We start from the raw sequence: 12935 nt of genomic DNA, 5'->3' as shown, positions 1-12935 counted from the left end.
CCGTGCCTAGCGTGAGCGGCATGGATCTCGAACTCACGGGACGCACGGCTCTGGTCACGGGCGGCGATTCCGGCATCGGTTGGCACACAGCGCGTCTGCTCCTGGAGGAGGGCGCGAAGGTCGCGATCACCGACGTCGACGCGGACTCGCTGAAGGAGGCCGCCGCCAAGCTCCCCGGCGACGTCCTGGCCGTGGCCGCCGACCTCACCGACCCCGACGACGTCGCCCGGCTGCACCGCGAGGTCGTCGCGGGCGTGGGCGACCCCGACGTCCTCGTCCACGCCGCCGGGGTGACCGGCGCGCAGGGGTTGTTCCACGAGATCGACGAGGAGGGCTGGCGCTCGACCCTGGAGATCGACTTCTTCTCCGCCGTCCGCGTCGTGCGCACGTTCCTGGACGGGATGCGGGGCAAGGGCTGGGGCCGCATCGTCCTGCTCGCCTCCGAGGACGCCGTCCAGCCCTACTCCGACGAGCTGCCGTACTGCGCCGCCAAGGCCGCCGTCCTCAGCCTGGTCAAGGGGCTGTCGAAGACCTACGGCAGCGAGGGGATCCTCGTCAACGCCGTCTCGCCGGCCTTCATCTCCACCCCCATGACCGACAAGATGATGGAGAAGCGATCCTCCGAACTCGGCGTCAGCGTCGAGGAGGCCATCGCCAGCTTCCTGGACGAGGAACGCCCGTTCATGGAGCTGAAGCGCCGCGGTGAACCCGAGGAGGTCGCCTCGGTCATCGCGTTCCTCGCCTCCGAGCGGGCCAGCTTCGTCAACGGCAGCAACTACCGCGTCGACTCGGGGTCCGTCGCCACCATCTAGGCTCGTGCGTCGTGAGCCAGCCCCCCACCGTCTCGCAGCGGCTCGACGCGCTGCCGTTCACGTCGCGGCACCGGCGTCTGCTGCTGGGGTCGGGGGTGGGCTGGGCCCTCGACGCGTTCGACGTCGGCCTCGTGGCCTACGTCCTCGTCGCGCTCAAGGTGCAGTGGGACCTCAGCGCCACCGAGCAGTCCTGGATCGCCTCGATCGGGTTCGCGGGCATGGCGCTGGGGGCCACCCTCGGTGGTCTGCTCGCCGACCGCATCGGCCGCCGCCAGGTGTTCGCCCTGACGCTCATCGTCTACGGGCTGGCCACCGGGGCCGCCGCGCTGTCCTGGTCCCTGGCGGCCCTGCTGGTGTTCCGGTTCCTCGTCGGTCTGGGCCTGGGCGCGGAACTGCCCGTGGCCTCCACCCTCGTCAGCGAGTTCGCGCCCCGGCGCATCCGCGGCCGGGTCGTCGTCGTCCTGGAGGCGTTCTGGGCCGTCGGCTGGACGCTGGCGGCCCTGGTGGGGTTCTGGCTGGTGCCGACCTCCGACGACGGGTGGCGCTGGGCCCTGGCCCTGGGCGCGCTGCCGGCCCTGTACGCCGTGGTCGTGCGGTGGGGGCTGCCGGAGTCGGTGCGGTTCCTGCTCGCGCGCGGGCGGACCGCCGAGGCCGAACGGGTCGTCGCGGAGTTCGAGGCGGCCGCGGGACGCTCCTCGGACGTCCCCCTCGTCCCGGACCCGCCGTCGACGGCCAGCCGGGGGATCTGGTCGGCCGGGCTGCGGCGGCGGACGGCGGGGTTGTGGCTGGTGTGGTTCTTCGTGAACTTCAGCTACTACGGCGCCTTCACCTGGATCCCGAGCCTGCTCGTCGCGGACGGCTTCACCCTCGTCCGGTCCCTGGAGTTCACCCTCCTCATCACCCTGGCCCAGCTGCCCGGGTACGCGGTCGCGGCGGTCCTGGTGGAGACGTGGGGCCGGCGCCGGACGTTGTCGGCGTTCCTCATCGGCTCGGCGCTCGCGGCGCTGGCCTACTCGGCCGCCGGGTCCCCGGGCACGGTGCTCGCCGCGGGGGCGGCCCTGTCGTTCTGCAACCTCGGGGCGTGGGGCGCGCTGTACGCGGTGACCCCGGAGGTGTACCCGACGAGCGTGCGCGGGCGCGGCGCCGGGTCCGCGGCGGGGTTCGGCCGCATCGCCTCCATCCTCGCGCCGGTCTCCGTGCCGTTCCTGTCCGACGGCGGCGGGACGGGCCTGGTCTTCGTCGTGTTCGGCGTCGCCTTCGCGATCGCGGCGTCGGCGAGCTTCCTGCTGCCCGAACGCCGGGGCCTGGCGCTGGACTGACCGGGGTCCCTCAGACGTCGAGGCGGTACGTCAGGTCCAGCTCGTCGCCGAGCAGCCCGCGGATGCCCCAGTCGTGGCGCGGGGGTTCCAGGAGCACGACCTCCAGGTCGGCCGGCGCCAGGTCGAGCCGGTCCTGGGCGTCGGCGAACAGGCGCCGCAGGAACGCCTTCTTCGTCGCCACGCTGCGGCCGGGGAACATGACGACCTCCACGACGGTGTACCGGTGCGTCCGGCCCTCGGGGGGTGGGGAAGTCCTCGGGGTCCATCGGGAAGAACCGGTGGAACCGCTTTGACTCCGGCAGGCCCAGGACCTCCACGGCGGCGCGGTGCAGCAGGTCGGACAGTTCCGCGCGCACCGGGCGCAGCGCGTCGGCGCGGCCGTAGACCTCGACCTGGGCCACTGCCCCTCCCTCAGCGCCGCACGAGGCCGGCGGCGGCCTCGGTCTCGAGGGCGGCGAGGTCGACGAGCAGGCTCGCCTCCCCGTACAGGCGGTCGCTGAGGGCGCTGGTGCCCGGCGACAGCAGCGTGAGGTCACCGCGCTCGGCGAGGTCGGCGAAGATGCCGTCGTTGCTCACGACGACGAACTCCACCGGGTCCGGCACCCTGCGCGCCGCGGCGAGCAGGGCCAGGTCGGCGACGTCGGCCCCGTCGGGGACGGCCTGGGCGCGGTCGGCGAACTCCTCCAGCCACGGCCGGGACCGCGCGACCGCGCCGACCTGCCCGGCCAGGGCGACCCGGTCGGCCTGGCGGGCCAGGTCCAGGACGACCGACAGGCGGGCCCGCAGCCGCGCCGGGCCCGCGCGCAGGTTGTCGAGGTCGACGAGCAGCACGCGGGTGGCGCCCTGCCCGGCCCACACGGGGTAGCCCGCGACGAGCTCGCGCAGGGCGTCGCTGAGCGGGTCCGGCCCCGGGCGCACCACCTCGGCGGCGGGCACGTCCTCGAGGCGGAACCACTCGTAGTCGGCGTACTCGCCCGGTCCGCCGCCCAGTCCCATGCCACCAAGGTTCCCATCCCGGCCGGCCGGGGTCAGCCGGGGGCGCGCGGTGCCAGGATGACCCGGGTGCGCCACGTCACCGACGACGAACGCCGGGCCCGCCTGGCCGTCCGGCACGCCCTGGCCCCCGCCCACCACGCCGCCACGCCCGAGGCGGCGACCCGGGCGGTCGGGGTCCTGCACGCCACCGAACCGGCCACCGTTCACCTGTCGTGCCGGGCCCGGGTCCCGGGCCTGGCGGTCGCGGACGTCGAACGCGCCCTGGAGAGCGACCGGACGCTCGTCAAGCAGCTCGCGATGCGCCGGACCCTGTTCGTGTTCCCGCGCGACCTCCTGCCCGCCGCGCTGTCGAGCGCCTCGGCCCGGGTGGCGGCCACCGAGCGGGCGGCCGTGGCCAAGGAGGCCGTGAAGGCCGGGGCGGTGGACGGCCACGCCTGGCTCGAGGAGGCCCGCGCCGGGGTGCTCGCGCTCCTGGGGGAGTTCCCCGAGGGGCTGCCCGCCCAGGCCGTCCGCCAGGGCGTGCCGCTGCTCGAGGGGACGGTCTGGGCCGGTTCCGGGCTGTCCCCGGCCGCGCGGGTCCTGACCCACCTGGGGCTCACGGGCGACGTCGTGCGCGGCGTCAACACCGGGCACTGGCGGGTGTCCAGGCCCCGGTGGACGCTCACCCGGCACTGGATCCCGGCGCCGGAGCCGTGGGCCGCGGCCGAGGGCTGGCGCGAGCTCGTCCGGTGCTGGCTCGCCGCGTTCGGTCCCGGCACCGAGGACGACGTCGTCTGGTGGCTGGGGGCGACGAAGGGGATCGTGCGCGCCGCCCTGGCCGAGCTCGACGCGGTGCCCGTCTCCCTCGACGGCGGGGCCACGGGCTGGCTCCTGCCCGACGACCTCGACGTCGTCGCCGACCCCGGCCCGTGGGTGGCGCTGCTGCCCGTCCTCGACCCCACCGTCATGGGCTGGAAGGGGCGGGAGTTCCACCTCGGCCCGCACCGGCAGCAGGTGTTCGACCGCAACGGCAACGCCGGCACGACCGCCTGGGTCGACGGGCGGGTCGTCGGGTGCTGGGTGCAGGACGCCGCCGGTACGGTGCACCTGCGCCTGCTGGAACGGGTTCCCGCACGGGCCCGCAGGGCCCTGGAGGCCGAGGCCCGCCGACTCACCGAGTGGCTGGGCGGCACCAGGGTCGGGACGGTCTACCCCTCCCCGGCGATGAAGGGTCCGGTCTCGCCGTGAGACCCGGCGCGGTCACCAGCCGCGTTCGCGCCACTGCGCCAGGTGCGGGCGTTCGGCGCCGATCGTCGTGGGCGCACCGTGGCCGGGGTGCACGACGGTGTCGTCGGCGAGGACGTCGAACAGCCGTTCCGTCACGTCGTCGAGCAGCTGCGTGAACCTGGCGGGCTCACCGCCAGTGTTCCCGACCCCACCGGGGAACAGCGAGTCGCCGGTGAAGACGTGGTCGGGACCCTCGGGGTCGCGCAGCACCAGGGCGACCGACCCGGGCGTGTGACCGCGCAGGTGGACGACCTCGAGCAGGACGTCGCCGACGCGGACGACGTCGCCGTGCTCGAGCCGTTGCTGCACCGGCAGCGGCAGGGCATCGGCGTCCTCGCTCCCCGCCGCCGTGCGCGCCCCGGTCGCCTCGACGACGGCGGCGAGCGCCCCCACGTGGTCGGGGTGGCGGTGGGTGGTGACGACGAGGTCGAGGGTCCCCTCGACCAGGGCCAGCAGCGTCCCGGGCTCGGCGGCGGCGTCGACGAGCAGGCGGCGGCCGGTGCTGCGGCACCGCACGACGTAGGCGACGTTGTCCATCGGCCCGACGTGGGCCTCGTCGAGGACGGCGGTGGCGGTCGTGGTGGTGGGCACGGCGCGACGCTACCGAGTCGCCCGGGGCGGCGCGGCCGGGCGGGGTCAGGGCCGGTGGGTCACCCAGGCGGGTACGTCCTCGCGCAGGTCGACGACGGCGGGCGCGGGGGCCGGGCGCGGGGCGGGGGTGGGCCAGCGGCGGGCCAGCGCGAGGGCGAAGGCCATCGTGCACAGCCCGTAGAAGAGCGCCCGGGCGGTCTCGCCCTGCGCGGCGAACCCGCCGGTCAGCGCCAGGCAGCCGAGGGCACCGATGAGGTGCACGAGGTCCATGAACGACTTCCAGACGGCCACGGGTCGATGGTGACCCACCGTCGGGGCGGGGGCCGCGCGGTGCGGGGAAGTCCACCGGCGCGGTCGACGCGTCCTCACGCCACGTTCCATGTAGTCACGCTATGTGATGACCACGGGAACGGCCTGCCGGGCGGTCGTCGCGGGTCCCGGCGTGCGCGTCCGCCGCACCTTCGCCAAGCTCGGGGGCATCGTCCCGCGCCGGCGCGGTCTGGACCGGTCGGGGCCGCGGGCCCGGGCCGGTGCCGACCACGACGGCGGACCGCGACGAACCACCCCGGCCGGAGGAGTCGCCGTGCACCGCAACGCAGTCGCCGTGGCCCGCGCGTTGCGCGAGGCCGGGGCCGAGGGGGAGGTCGTCGAGCTCGCGGCGTCCACGCGGACGGCGGGCCGGACCGCGCAGGCGCTGGGGTGCCCCGCGGGGGCCGTCGCCAGCGGTCAGGTGTTCCTCGCCGACGGGGAACCGGTGCTCGTGCTGGCCAGCGGTGACCACCGCGTCGACGTCGAGGCGACGGCCGCCGCCCTGGGCGCCACCGAGCTCACGCGGCCGAAGGCGCCGCAGGTCCGGGCCGCGACGGGTCAGCCCGTCGCCGGCGTCTCACCCCTGGGTCACCCCCGGCGGCTGCGCACGGTCATCGACGTCGACCTGCTGCGCTACGACGTGGTGTGGGCGGCGGCGGGCACGCCGCAGGCGGTGTTCCCGACGAGCTTCGCCGAGCTGGTCCGCCTCTGCGACGCCGAACCCGTCCGCCTCACCTGACACGTCTGAAACGTCCGACGCGTTCGACGCGGACGGGTTCGGGCCGGGGGTTCCTCAGTCGGTCCCGAACTCCATCGCCGCGCGGTCCAGCAGGTCGTCCCCGCTGGACTCCCCGCGCGAGGCGATGGCCTGCGCGCCACCGGACTCCAGGGCCCCGATGAGGCTGACCTGGGCGTTGCCGACCATGCCCAGCCCGGCGTACTGCTCCAGCTTCGAGCGGGAGTCGGCGATGTCGAGGTTGCGCATGGTCAGCTGACCGATGCGGTCCACCGGCCCGAAGGCGGAGTCCTCGGTGCGTTCCATCGACAGCTTGTCCGGGTGGTAGCTGAACTCCGGCCCGGAGGTGTCGAGGATCGAGTAGTCCTCCCCGCGCCGCAGGCGCAGCGTGACCGAGCCGGTGACCGCGTTGCCGACCCAGCGCTGCAGCGACTCGCGCAGCATGAGCGACTGCGGGTCCAGCCAGCGGCCCTCGTACATGAGGCGGCCCAGGCGCCGGCCCTCGTTGTGGTAGCTGGCGACGGTGTCCTCGTTGTGGATCGCGTTGACCAGGCGCTCGTAGGCCGCGTGCAGCAGCGCCATCCCCGGGGCCTCGTAGATGCCGCGCGACTTGGCCTCGATGATGCGGTTCTCGATCTGGTCGGACATGCCCAGGCCGTGCCGGCCGCCGATCGCGTTGGCCTCCAGGACCAGGTCGACCGCGCTGTCGAAGGACGCGCCGTTGATCCGCACGGGCCGGCCCTGTTCGAACTCGACCGTGACGTCCTCGGCGGCGATCTCGACCTCGGGGTCCCAGAACCGCACGCCCATGATCGGCTCGACCAGTTCCACGCCGACGTCGAGGTGCTCCAGGCGCTTGGCCTCATGGGTGGCGCCCCAGATGTTCGCGTCGGTGGAGTACGCCTTCTCGGTGCTCGCCCGGTAGGGCAGGTCGCGGGCCTGCAGCCACTCCGACATCTCCTTGCGGCCGCCGAGCTCGGTGACGAACTCCGCGTCGAGCCAGGGCTTGTAGATGCGCAGGGCCGGGTTGGCGAGCAGGCCGTAGCGGTAGAACCGCTCGATGTCGTTGCCCTTGTACGTCGACCCGTCGCCCCAGATCTGGACGTCGTCCTCGAGCATCGCCCGCACGAGCAGCGTGCCGGTCACCGCCCGGCCCAGCGGGGTGGTGTTGAAGTAGGCCCGCCCGCCGGAGCGGATGTGGAACGCCCCGCAGGTCAGGGCGGCCAGGCCCTCCTCGACGAGGGCGGCGCGGCAGTCCACGAGGCGGGCCAGCTCGGCGCCGTAGGCGCCCGCGCGGTCGGGGATCGAGGCGATGTCCGGCTCGTCGTACTGGCCGATGTCCGCGGTGTAGGTGCAGGTCACGGCGCCCTTCTCCCGCATCCAGGCCACGGCCACGGAGGTGTCGAGACCACCGGAGAAGGCGATGCCGACGCGCTCGCCGGCGGGCAGGGAGGTGAGCACCTTGGACATGCGGAACAGTATGCACAACAGTGCATGAACATGCAACGCTGGCGGCGGCCGCCCCGGGTGCACGCCCGCGACGGTGCGCGCGGGATCGGTCAGGCGGTGAGGTCGAGCGTGAACCCCTTGTCGCGCAACCGGTCCACGAGCGCGACGCCGATGCCCGTGGCGGGGGTCAACACCCCGGCGCGGTCGGGCAGCCGGTCACCGTCGAGCGCGAGTGCCAGGGCGCTCTCGCCGAGCATGACCGCGGTCGCGGCGTACCCGGGATCACCCTGGGCGGCCACGGTGACGGCGGCGCGGCGACCGGACTCCGTGCGCGCGTCCAGGCGCAGGCGGAAGTGCCCCGTGCGGCGGGTGCGCTCGCTCGGGCCCGCACCGGGGGAGGGCAGCAGGCGGTCGACCAGCGGGCGCAGGGGAGCGACCGCCAGCAACCCCGTGATCCCGGCCAGCACCCCCGTCACCGCGGCCGCCTGCACGGCGGCGGTGCGCCCGGAGAACGCCATGACCTCCGCGTAGCGCAGCCGTGGCCCGTAGGCGTGGTCCAGCAGGGCGTTGCTGCGCCGCACCACCCGGGTGTTGTACGAGGCCATGACGAAGGGCGCCACCCAGTCGCCCGTCTCCGCGCGCCGGTGCGGGCCGAAGGCGTCGGACTCCCGGCCCAGGTCGGGCTCCCGGGCCCGGTCCGGGCTCAGGGCGTAGGGGTCGGCGACCAGCCGCCGCGCCTGCTCGTCGCGGCGGACGGTGTCGAGCTGCAGGCGCAGGGAGTCGACCGTGCCGCCGCTGAACCCACCGCGCGCCGACAGCACCTCCAGCGTGGCCTGCGCCAGCGGGTCCCCGTCGCGCCGGCTCGCCCACTCGTGGGCGAGCAGCACGGCCAGGTCCGAGGGCACCGAGTCGAAACCGCAGGAGTGCACGATCCGCGCGCCGCTGGCCCGGGCCGCCTCCTCGGCGGCGTCGATGCTGCGGCGCACGAACAGCACCTCACCGGTCAGGTCGGCGTAGTGGGTCCCGGCGCGGGCGCACGCCTGCACCAGCGGCAGCCCGTGGCGCAGGTAGGGACCGACGGTGGAGACGAGGACGTGCGTGGAGCCCGCGAGCGCGCGCAGCGACGCGGGGTCGGCGGCGTCGGCCACCACCAGCGGCCAGTCCGCGGCGACGGGCCCCAGGTCCGCGGCCACGGCCGCCAGGCGCTCGCGGGAGCGGCCGGCCAGGGCGATCCGCGTCCCGGCGGGCGCGTGCGCGGCGAGGTGGGCCGCGGTGAGCCGCCCGACGAAGCCGGAGGCGCCGAAGAGCGCGATGTCCACGTCGCGAGGCATGTCCTCACGCTAGCCCGCGGGCCCCGGCCCGCCCCGCGGTGGCCGGTCAGATCCCCTTGCCGGGGTTGAGGATCCCGAGGGGGTCGAACACGGCCTTGATCCGGCGCTGCAGGTCCAGGGAGTCCTCCCCAAGTTCCCGTGCCAGCCACGTCCGCTTGAGCAGGCCCACCCCGTGCTCGCCGGTCAGCGTCCCGCCGAGTTCCAGCGCCAGGTCGAACACCGCGCACGCCGCCTCCCACGGCGGGCCCTGCGTCACGGTGCCGCCGCGCTCGACGACGACGACCGGGTGCAGGTTCCCGTCGCCGGCGTGCGCGACCGTCGCGATCCGCACGCCGGTGCGCGCCGAGATCGCCTCGATGCCCGAGACCGCGGCGGCCAGCTTCGAGCGGGGGACCGCGACGTCCTCGATGAACACGTCCCCGGTCGCCTCCAGGCCCGGCAGCGCCGCCCGCCGCGCGGCCAGGAGCTCCTCGGCCTCCGCGGGGTCGGTCGTGGCACGCCAGGACGTCGCGAACGGGGCCACGACCTCGCCGACGGCGTCGACGTCGGCGCGCGCACCGCGGCCGTCGCACTGCACGACGAGCACCGCGGCCCCCAGGGACCGCAGCGAGGACCCGCGGACGGCGTCGACGGCCTCCAGCGTCACCGCGTCGACGAGTTCGAGGACGGCCGGCTGCAGGCGCGCGGCGGTGATGGCCGCCGCCGCGGCGGCCGCGGCGACGACGTCGTCGAAGTGCGCTGCGAGCGTGGCGGTCTCCAGCGGTTTCGGCCGCAGCCGCAGCGTCGCCCCGACGACCACGGCCAGCGTCCCCTCCGACCCCACGACGAGCCCGGTCAGGTCGTACCCGGCGACGCCCTTGACCGTCTGCCGGCCCGTCGAGAGGCGGCGGCCGTCGGCCAGCACGAGGTCCAGGCCGAGGACGGCCTCGCGCGTCACGCCGTACTTCGCGCAGCGCAACCCGCCCGCGTTGGTGGCGATGTTGCCGCCGATCGTGCAGTACGCGGCGCTGGCCGGGTCCGGGGCGTAGAACAACCCGTGCTCGGCCGCGGCGGCGTCCAGGTGAGCGGTGATCACACCGGGTTCGACGACCGCGACCTGGTCCTGCGGTCGCAGGTCCACGATCCGGTCCATGCCGGACACGTCCAGGACGATCTCCCCGGCGCTCGCGCTCGCCCCCGCCGCCAGACCCGACCCGCCGCCGCGGGTGACCACGGGCGTGCGGTGCGCGCTGGCCCAGAGCAGGGTGTCGACGACGTCCTGCACGTCGCGGGCGCGCACCACGCCGTCGGGCACGGTGGCCGGGCGGTGCCCGGACCGGTCGGTGGCGGCGGCCTCGCGGGAGGCGGCGTCGGTGAGCAGGCCGGGCAGCTGGCCGGTCAGCAGGCCGGGGTGCGTGCTCACGCGACCCCCTCGACGGCGGGGACCGGCGGGGTGCAGTGCTCCACGACGTCGGTCAGCGGCAGGTCGAGGGCGGCGGCGAGCGCCACGACGGTGAAGAACGCCGGTGTCGGCACCCGGCCGGCCTCGATCTTGCGCAGCGTCTCGGCCGGGACGCCGGAGAGGGCGGAGACCTGGGGGACCGTGCGGTCGCCGCGGGCGGTGCGCAGCAGTTCGCCGAGGCGGCGGCCGCGGGCGCGCACCTCGTCGGGCAGCGGGGGACGGACCATGACGTGATACTAATACCGGGACAACTATACCGGGATAGTTTTCCCAGGAGGTCAGCGTGGTGGAACTCAAGACGCCGGGCGAGGTCGAGGCCATGCGCGCCGCCGGCCGCGTCGTCGGCCAGGCCCTCGCCGCCGTGCGGGAGGCCGCCGCGGTCGGCGTGCGGCTCGACGAGCTCGACGCCGTCGCCCGGGAGGTGGTCTTCGGCGCCGGCGCGACATCGCCGTTCCTGGGCTACCAGCCCCGGTTCGCCGACTCCCCGTTCCCCGGCGTCATCTGCGCCTCGGTCAACGACGCCGTCCTGCACGGCATCCCCGGGCCCTACGCCCTCCAGGACGGGGACCTGCTGAGCGTCGACTGCGGCGCCGTCCTCGACGGCTGGGCTGGGGACGCGGCCACCACGTTCAGCGTCGGGACGCCCCGGCCGCAGGACGAGACCCTCGTCGCGGCCACCCGTGAGGCGCTCGCCGCGGGCATCGCCGCCGCCGTGCCCGGGAACAAGGTCGGCGACGTCTCGGCCGCCATCGGCGCGGTCGGGCACGCCCACGGCTGCGGCGTGAACACCGAGTTCGGCGGCCACGGCGTCGGCCGCACCATGCACGAGGAACCCTCCGTCCCCAACGACGGGCGGGCCGGCCGGGGGTTGAGGCTGAAACCCGGTCTGGTCGTCGCGATCGAACCGTGGTTCACCGCCGGGGGGAACCCCGACTACCGCATCGACCCCGACGGCTGGACCCTGCGCAGCGTCGACGGCAGCCGCGGCGCGCACGAGGAGCACACCGTCGCCGTGACCGCCGACGGCCCCGTGATCCTGACGCTGCCCTGAACCCCGCCGCGCCGTCCGAGGTCTGGGGCGCCGCCCGGTTCGGGAACCCGTGCACCGAGTGCGGGTGGACCTGGCCGGGACCGCCGCCGGGTACGTCGCCCACGTCGCGGGCAACCTGCGGCAGTGGGCCGAACGGCTCACCGAGGCGCTCGCGGGCGAGGACCGGATCGCCGGCGCCCACGACCCGGACGCCCGGGGCCGGGCGCGTGGCGACGACGCGCTCACCGCCGAGGGTGCGCTGTGGCCGTTGCGGCACCGCGCGCTGGGGCTGCCCGCCCCCGTCGTCCCCCGCGACCCCTGATCGCGATGCCCGCCGTCCGGCCCCGCGGCGACGAGCTCCGGGGACGGTTTGGCCGCCGCTGTACCGGGACCGGTTCCTCAGTCCCCCGGGGTCCACGGCGCCGCGTCGTCCCCGGCCGTCACCGTGAACCGGGTGGCGGCGGCCGGGTCGGTGGTGGTCGTCAGGACCCCGTCGGCGTCCGCGGAGACGAAACCGACGTCCGTGCGCAGCGTCCACGAACCGGACCCGTCGCGGGTGACCTCGAACTGCTGGCCGGTCGCGGCGGGGTCGCACACCTCGGTCGAGACCGCGTCCTCCAGGGGCGCCGACAGGCACACGTCCCGCCCGTCGGTCGGGGCCCCGTTGCGCAGCAGGTAGCGCCCCGGCGTCGCGGCGGGATCGGCCGACCACAGGGGCATCGTGGGACCCGCGACCTCGGCCGGGGCGGCGAGTTCGGCGCCCGGCTCGGTCCGCGTCGTCAGCACCGAGCCGTCCGGAGCCGTGAACGTCGCCTCCGGCGGGGACGGCGTCGGGCCGGGGGCCGGGTCCTCGGACGTGGGGCTCGGGGTGGCCGTCGCGGTCGCCGAGGCGGGCGGCGCCGGGACCCCGCGCTCCGGGCCGTCCTGGGTCAGCCACCAGCCCCCGCCACCGACCGCGACGACCAGCGCCACGGCGGCCGCGCGCGTCGTGCGGGTCCGCCGGCGCCGGCGGTCGCCCCGGCGCATCACCTCGGCGGCCGAGGGCAGCCGGGCCCCTTGGGCGGCCTCGTCCGCGGCCCGTCCGATCCGCTCACCCATGCCGTCACCCGTCCCGTCACCGCTCACGTCGTCCCTCCTCATCTGGGGTCCTCCTGCAGGTGCTCGCGCATCGCCGTGCGGCCCCGCGACAGCCACGCCTTGACGGTGCCCTCGGCCACGTCGAGCTCGTCGGCGATGTCGGCGACGGAGCGGTCGGCGAGGTGGTGCAGGACGACCGCCTGCCGCTGGCGCACGGGCAGCTCCCGCAGGGCGGCGACCAGCGCCACGTGGTCCGGGCCCAGGGCCGGGAGCGGGCCGTCCTCGTGGGCCCGGCGCTGGGCGACCAGCCGGTTGCGCAGCTTGCGCCACTGGCTGATCGCGATGCGGTGCGCCACGGTCCGCACCCACGCCTCGGGCGAGTCGGCCCGGCTCACGGCCTGCCAGCGCTGCCAGGCCCGCGCGAACGCCTCCGCGACCGCGTCCTCGGAGGCCGCGAAGTCCCCGGTGGACAGGTACACGTGCCCCAGGACGCGGCGTGAACTGGTGCGGTAGAACGCCTCGAACGCTTCGGCCCCGTCCACCACGACCCCCCTCACGGTCTTCCCGGTCCGGGCCCG

Annotated in this window: 16 protein-coding genes; 6 read left to right on the top strand and 10 right to left on the bottom strand. The window is 75.6% G+C overall.

What is annotated here, in order from left to right; genetic code table 11:
* Positions 1-20: 20 nt before the first annotated feature.
* Both AB2L27_RS06770 and AB2L27_RS06765 read left to right on the top strand, forming a co-directional pair.
* The gene (locus AB2L27_RS06770) at positions 21-812 is read left to right on the top strand and encodes an SDR family NAD(P)-dependent oxidoreductase (RefSeq protein WP_370440709.1); all 792 of its coding nucleotides are present in this window, start codon (positions 21-23) and stop codon (positions 810-812) included.
* Positions 813-823: 11 nt separating this feature from the next.
* A complete protein-coding gene (locus AB2L27_RS06765; RefSeq protein WP_370440708.1) occupies positions 824-2131 on the top strand; it encodes an MFS transporter in 1308 nt (435 codons plus the stop codon).
* Between the two features lie 10 nt (positions 2132-2141).
* Here the strand turns inward: AB2L27_RS06765 and AB2L27_RS06760 are convergent, their stop codons facing one another.
* Together AB2L27_RS06760 and AB2L27_RS06755 are read right to left on the bottom strand one after the other, a co-directional pair.
* Positions 2142-2342 carry a tautomerase family protein gene (locus tag AB2L27_RS06760; RefSeq protein WP_370440707.1) on the bottom strand — a complete coding sequence of 67 codons (201 nt, stop codon included), beginning with the start codon at positions 2340-2342 and terminating at the stop codon, positions 2142-2144.
* A gap of 200 nt (positions 2343-2542) precedes the next feature.
* On the bottom strand, positions 2543-3127 hold the full coding sequence (locus AB2L27_RS06755; protein ID WP_370440706.1) for a hypothetical protein: 585 nt from the start codon (positions 3125-3127) through the stop codon (positions 2543-2545).
* A 66-nt stretch (positions 3128-3193) separates the two neighbouring features.
* Here AB2L27_RS06755 and AB2L27_RS06750 point away from each other — a divergent pair, with 66 nt between their 5' ends.
* Complete coding sequence (locus tag AB2L27_RS06750; protein WP_370440705.1) at positions 3194-4354, top strand: winged helix DNA-binding domain-containing protein; 1161 nt, start codon at positions 3194-3196, stop codon at positions 4352-4354.
* 12 nt (positions 4355-4366) lie between these two features.
* Here AB2L27_RS06750 and AB2L27_RS06745 read toward each other — a convergent pair whose 3' ends face one another.
* Both AB2L27_RS06745 and AB2L27_RS06740 read right to left on the bottom strand, forming a co-directional pair.
* Complete coding sequence (locus tag AB2L27_RS06745; RefSeq protein WP_370440801.1) at positions 4367-4930, bottom strand: MBL fold metallo-hydrolase; 564 nt, start codon at positions 4928-4930, stop codon at positions 4367-4369.
* A gap of 99 nt (positions 4931-5029) precedes the next feature.
* Positions 5030-5275: a hypothetical protein gene (locus tag AB2L27_RS06740; protein WP_370440704.1), complete on the bottom strand. Its 246-nt coding sequence runs from the start codon at positions 5273-5275 to the stop codon at positions 5030-5032.
* Positions 5276-5381: 106 nt separating this feature from the next.
* On the opposite strand from AB2L27_RS06740, the gene AB2L27_RS06735 reads away from it, so the two are divergent.
* The gene (locus tag AB2L27_RS06735) at positions 5382-6032 is read left to right on the top strand and encodes a YbaK/EbsC family protein (protein ID WP_370440800.1); all 651 of its coding nucleotides are present in this window, start codon (positions 5382-5384) and stop codon (positions 6030-6032) included.
* Between the two features lie 54 nt (positions 6033-6086).
* On the opposite strand, the gene argG is transcribed toward AB2L27_RS06735, so the two are convergent.
* The 4 genes from argG to AB2L27_RS06715 all read right to left on the bottom strand — a co-directional run bounded on the left by argG (position 6087) and on the right by AB2L27_RS06715 (position 10477).
* Positions 6087-7499, bottom strand: a complete 1413-nt coding sequence (argG, locus tag AB2L27_RS06730; RefSeq protein ID WP_370440703.1) for an argininosuccinate synthase — start codon at positions 7497-7499, stop codon at positions 6087-6089.
* Between the two features lie 89 nt (positions 7500-7588).
* Entirely contained in the window at positions 7589-8809 is a 1221-nt protein-coding gene (locus AB2L27_RS06725) for a saccharopine dehydrogenase family protein (protein WP_370440702.1), read from the bottom strand.
* A 46-nt stretch (positions 8810-8855) separates the two neighbouring features.
* The gene (locus AB2L27_RS06720; RefSeq protein ID WP_370440701.1) at positions 8856-10211 is read right to left on the bottom strand and encodes an FAD-binding oxidoreductase; all 1356 of its coding nucleotides are present in this window, start codon (positions 10209-10211) and stop codon (positions 8856-8858) included.
* The gene (locus tag AB2L27_RS06715) at positions 10208-10477 is read right to left on the bottom strand and encodes a helix-turn-helix domain-containing protein (RefSeq protein WP_370440700.1); all 270 of its coding nucleotides are present in this window, start codon (positions 10475-10477) and stop codon (positions 10208-10210) included. Before AB2L27_RS06715 ends, AB2L27_RS06720 begins: the two co-directional genes overlap by 4 nt.
* 56 nt (positions 10478-10533) lie before the next feature.
* Here AB2L27_RS06715 and map point away from each other — a divergent pair, with 56 nt between their 5' ends.
* Positions 10534-11301, top strand: a complete 768-nt coding sequence (map, locus tag AB2L27_RS06710; RefSeq protein ID WP_370440699.1) for a type I methionyl aminopeptidase — start codon at positions 10534-10536, stop codon at positions 11299-11301.
* Positions 11302-11365: 64 nt separating this feature from the next.
* Entirely contained in the window at positions 11366-11602 is a 237-nt protein-coding gene (locus AB2L27_RS06705; protein WP_370440698.1) for a hypothetical protein, read from the top strand.
* Positions 11603-11679: 77 nt separating this feature from the next.
* On the opposite strand, the gene AB2L27_RS06700 is transcribed toward AB2L27_RS06705, so the two are convergent.
* Positions 11680-12420, bottom strand: coding sequence for a hypothetical protein (locus AB2L27_RS06700; RefSeq protein ID WP_370440697.1), 741 nt, complete (start codon positions 12418-12420; stop codon positions 11680-11682).
* Positions 12417-12899: a SigE family RNA polymerase sigma factor gene (locus AB2L27_RS06695; RefSeq protein ID WP_370440696.1), complete on the bottom strand. Its 483-nt coding sequence runs from the start codon at positions 12897-12899 to the stop codon at positions 12417-12419. Before AB2L27_RS06695 ends, AB2L27_RS06700 begins: the two co-directional genes overlap by 4 nt.
* Between the last annotated feature and the right edge of the window lie 36 nt (positions 12900-12935).

The sequence above is a fragment of the Kineococcus halophytocola genome (assembly GCF_041276425.1).
GTDB lineage: Bacteria > Actinomycetota > Actinomycetes > Actinomycetales > Kineococcaceae > Kineococcus > Kineococcus halophytocola.
The sequence above is the reverse complement of the archived record's forward strand: the minus strand, read 5'-3'. Positions and strand labels throughout refer to the sequence as shown.

Coding starts and splice junctions, on each gene's coding strand:
- AB2L27_RS06770 (WP_370440709.1), top strand. CDS start 21: ATGGATCTCGAACTCACGGGACGCACGGCTCTGGTCACGGGCGGCGAT.
- AB2L27_RS06755 (WP_370440706.1), bottom strand. CDS start 3,127: ATGGGACTGGGCGGCGGACCGGGCGAGTACGCCGACTACGAGTGGTTC.
- AB2L27_RS06745 (WP_370440801.1), bottom strand. CDS start 4,930: ATGGACAACGTCGCCTACGTCGTGCGGTGCCGCAGCACCGGCCGCCGC.
- AB2L27_RS06735 (WP_370440800.1), top strand. CDS start 5,382: ATGACCACGGGAACGGCCTGCCGGGCGGTCGTCGCGGGTCCCGGCGTG.
- argG (WP_370440703.1), bottom strand. CDS start 7,499: ATGTCCAAGGTGCTCACCTCCCTGCCCGCCGGCGAGCGCGTCGGCATC.
- AB2L27_RS06725 (WP_370440702.1), bottom strand. CDS start 8,809: ATGCCTCGCGACGTGGACATCGCGCTCTTCGGCGCCTCCGGCTTCGTC.
- AB2L27_RS06715 (WP_370440700.1), bottom strand. CDS start 10,477: ATGGTCCGTCCCCCGCTGCCCGACGAGGTGCGCGCCCGCGGCCGCCGC.
- AB2L27_RS06700 (WP_370440697.1), bottom strand. CDS start 12,420: ATGAGGAGGGACGACGTGAGCGGTGACGGGACGGGTGACGGCATGGGT.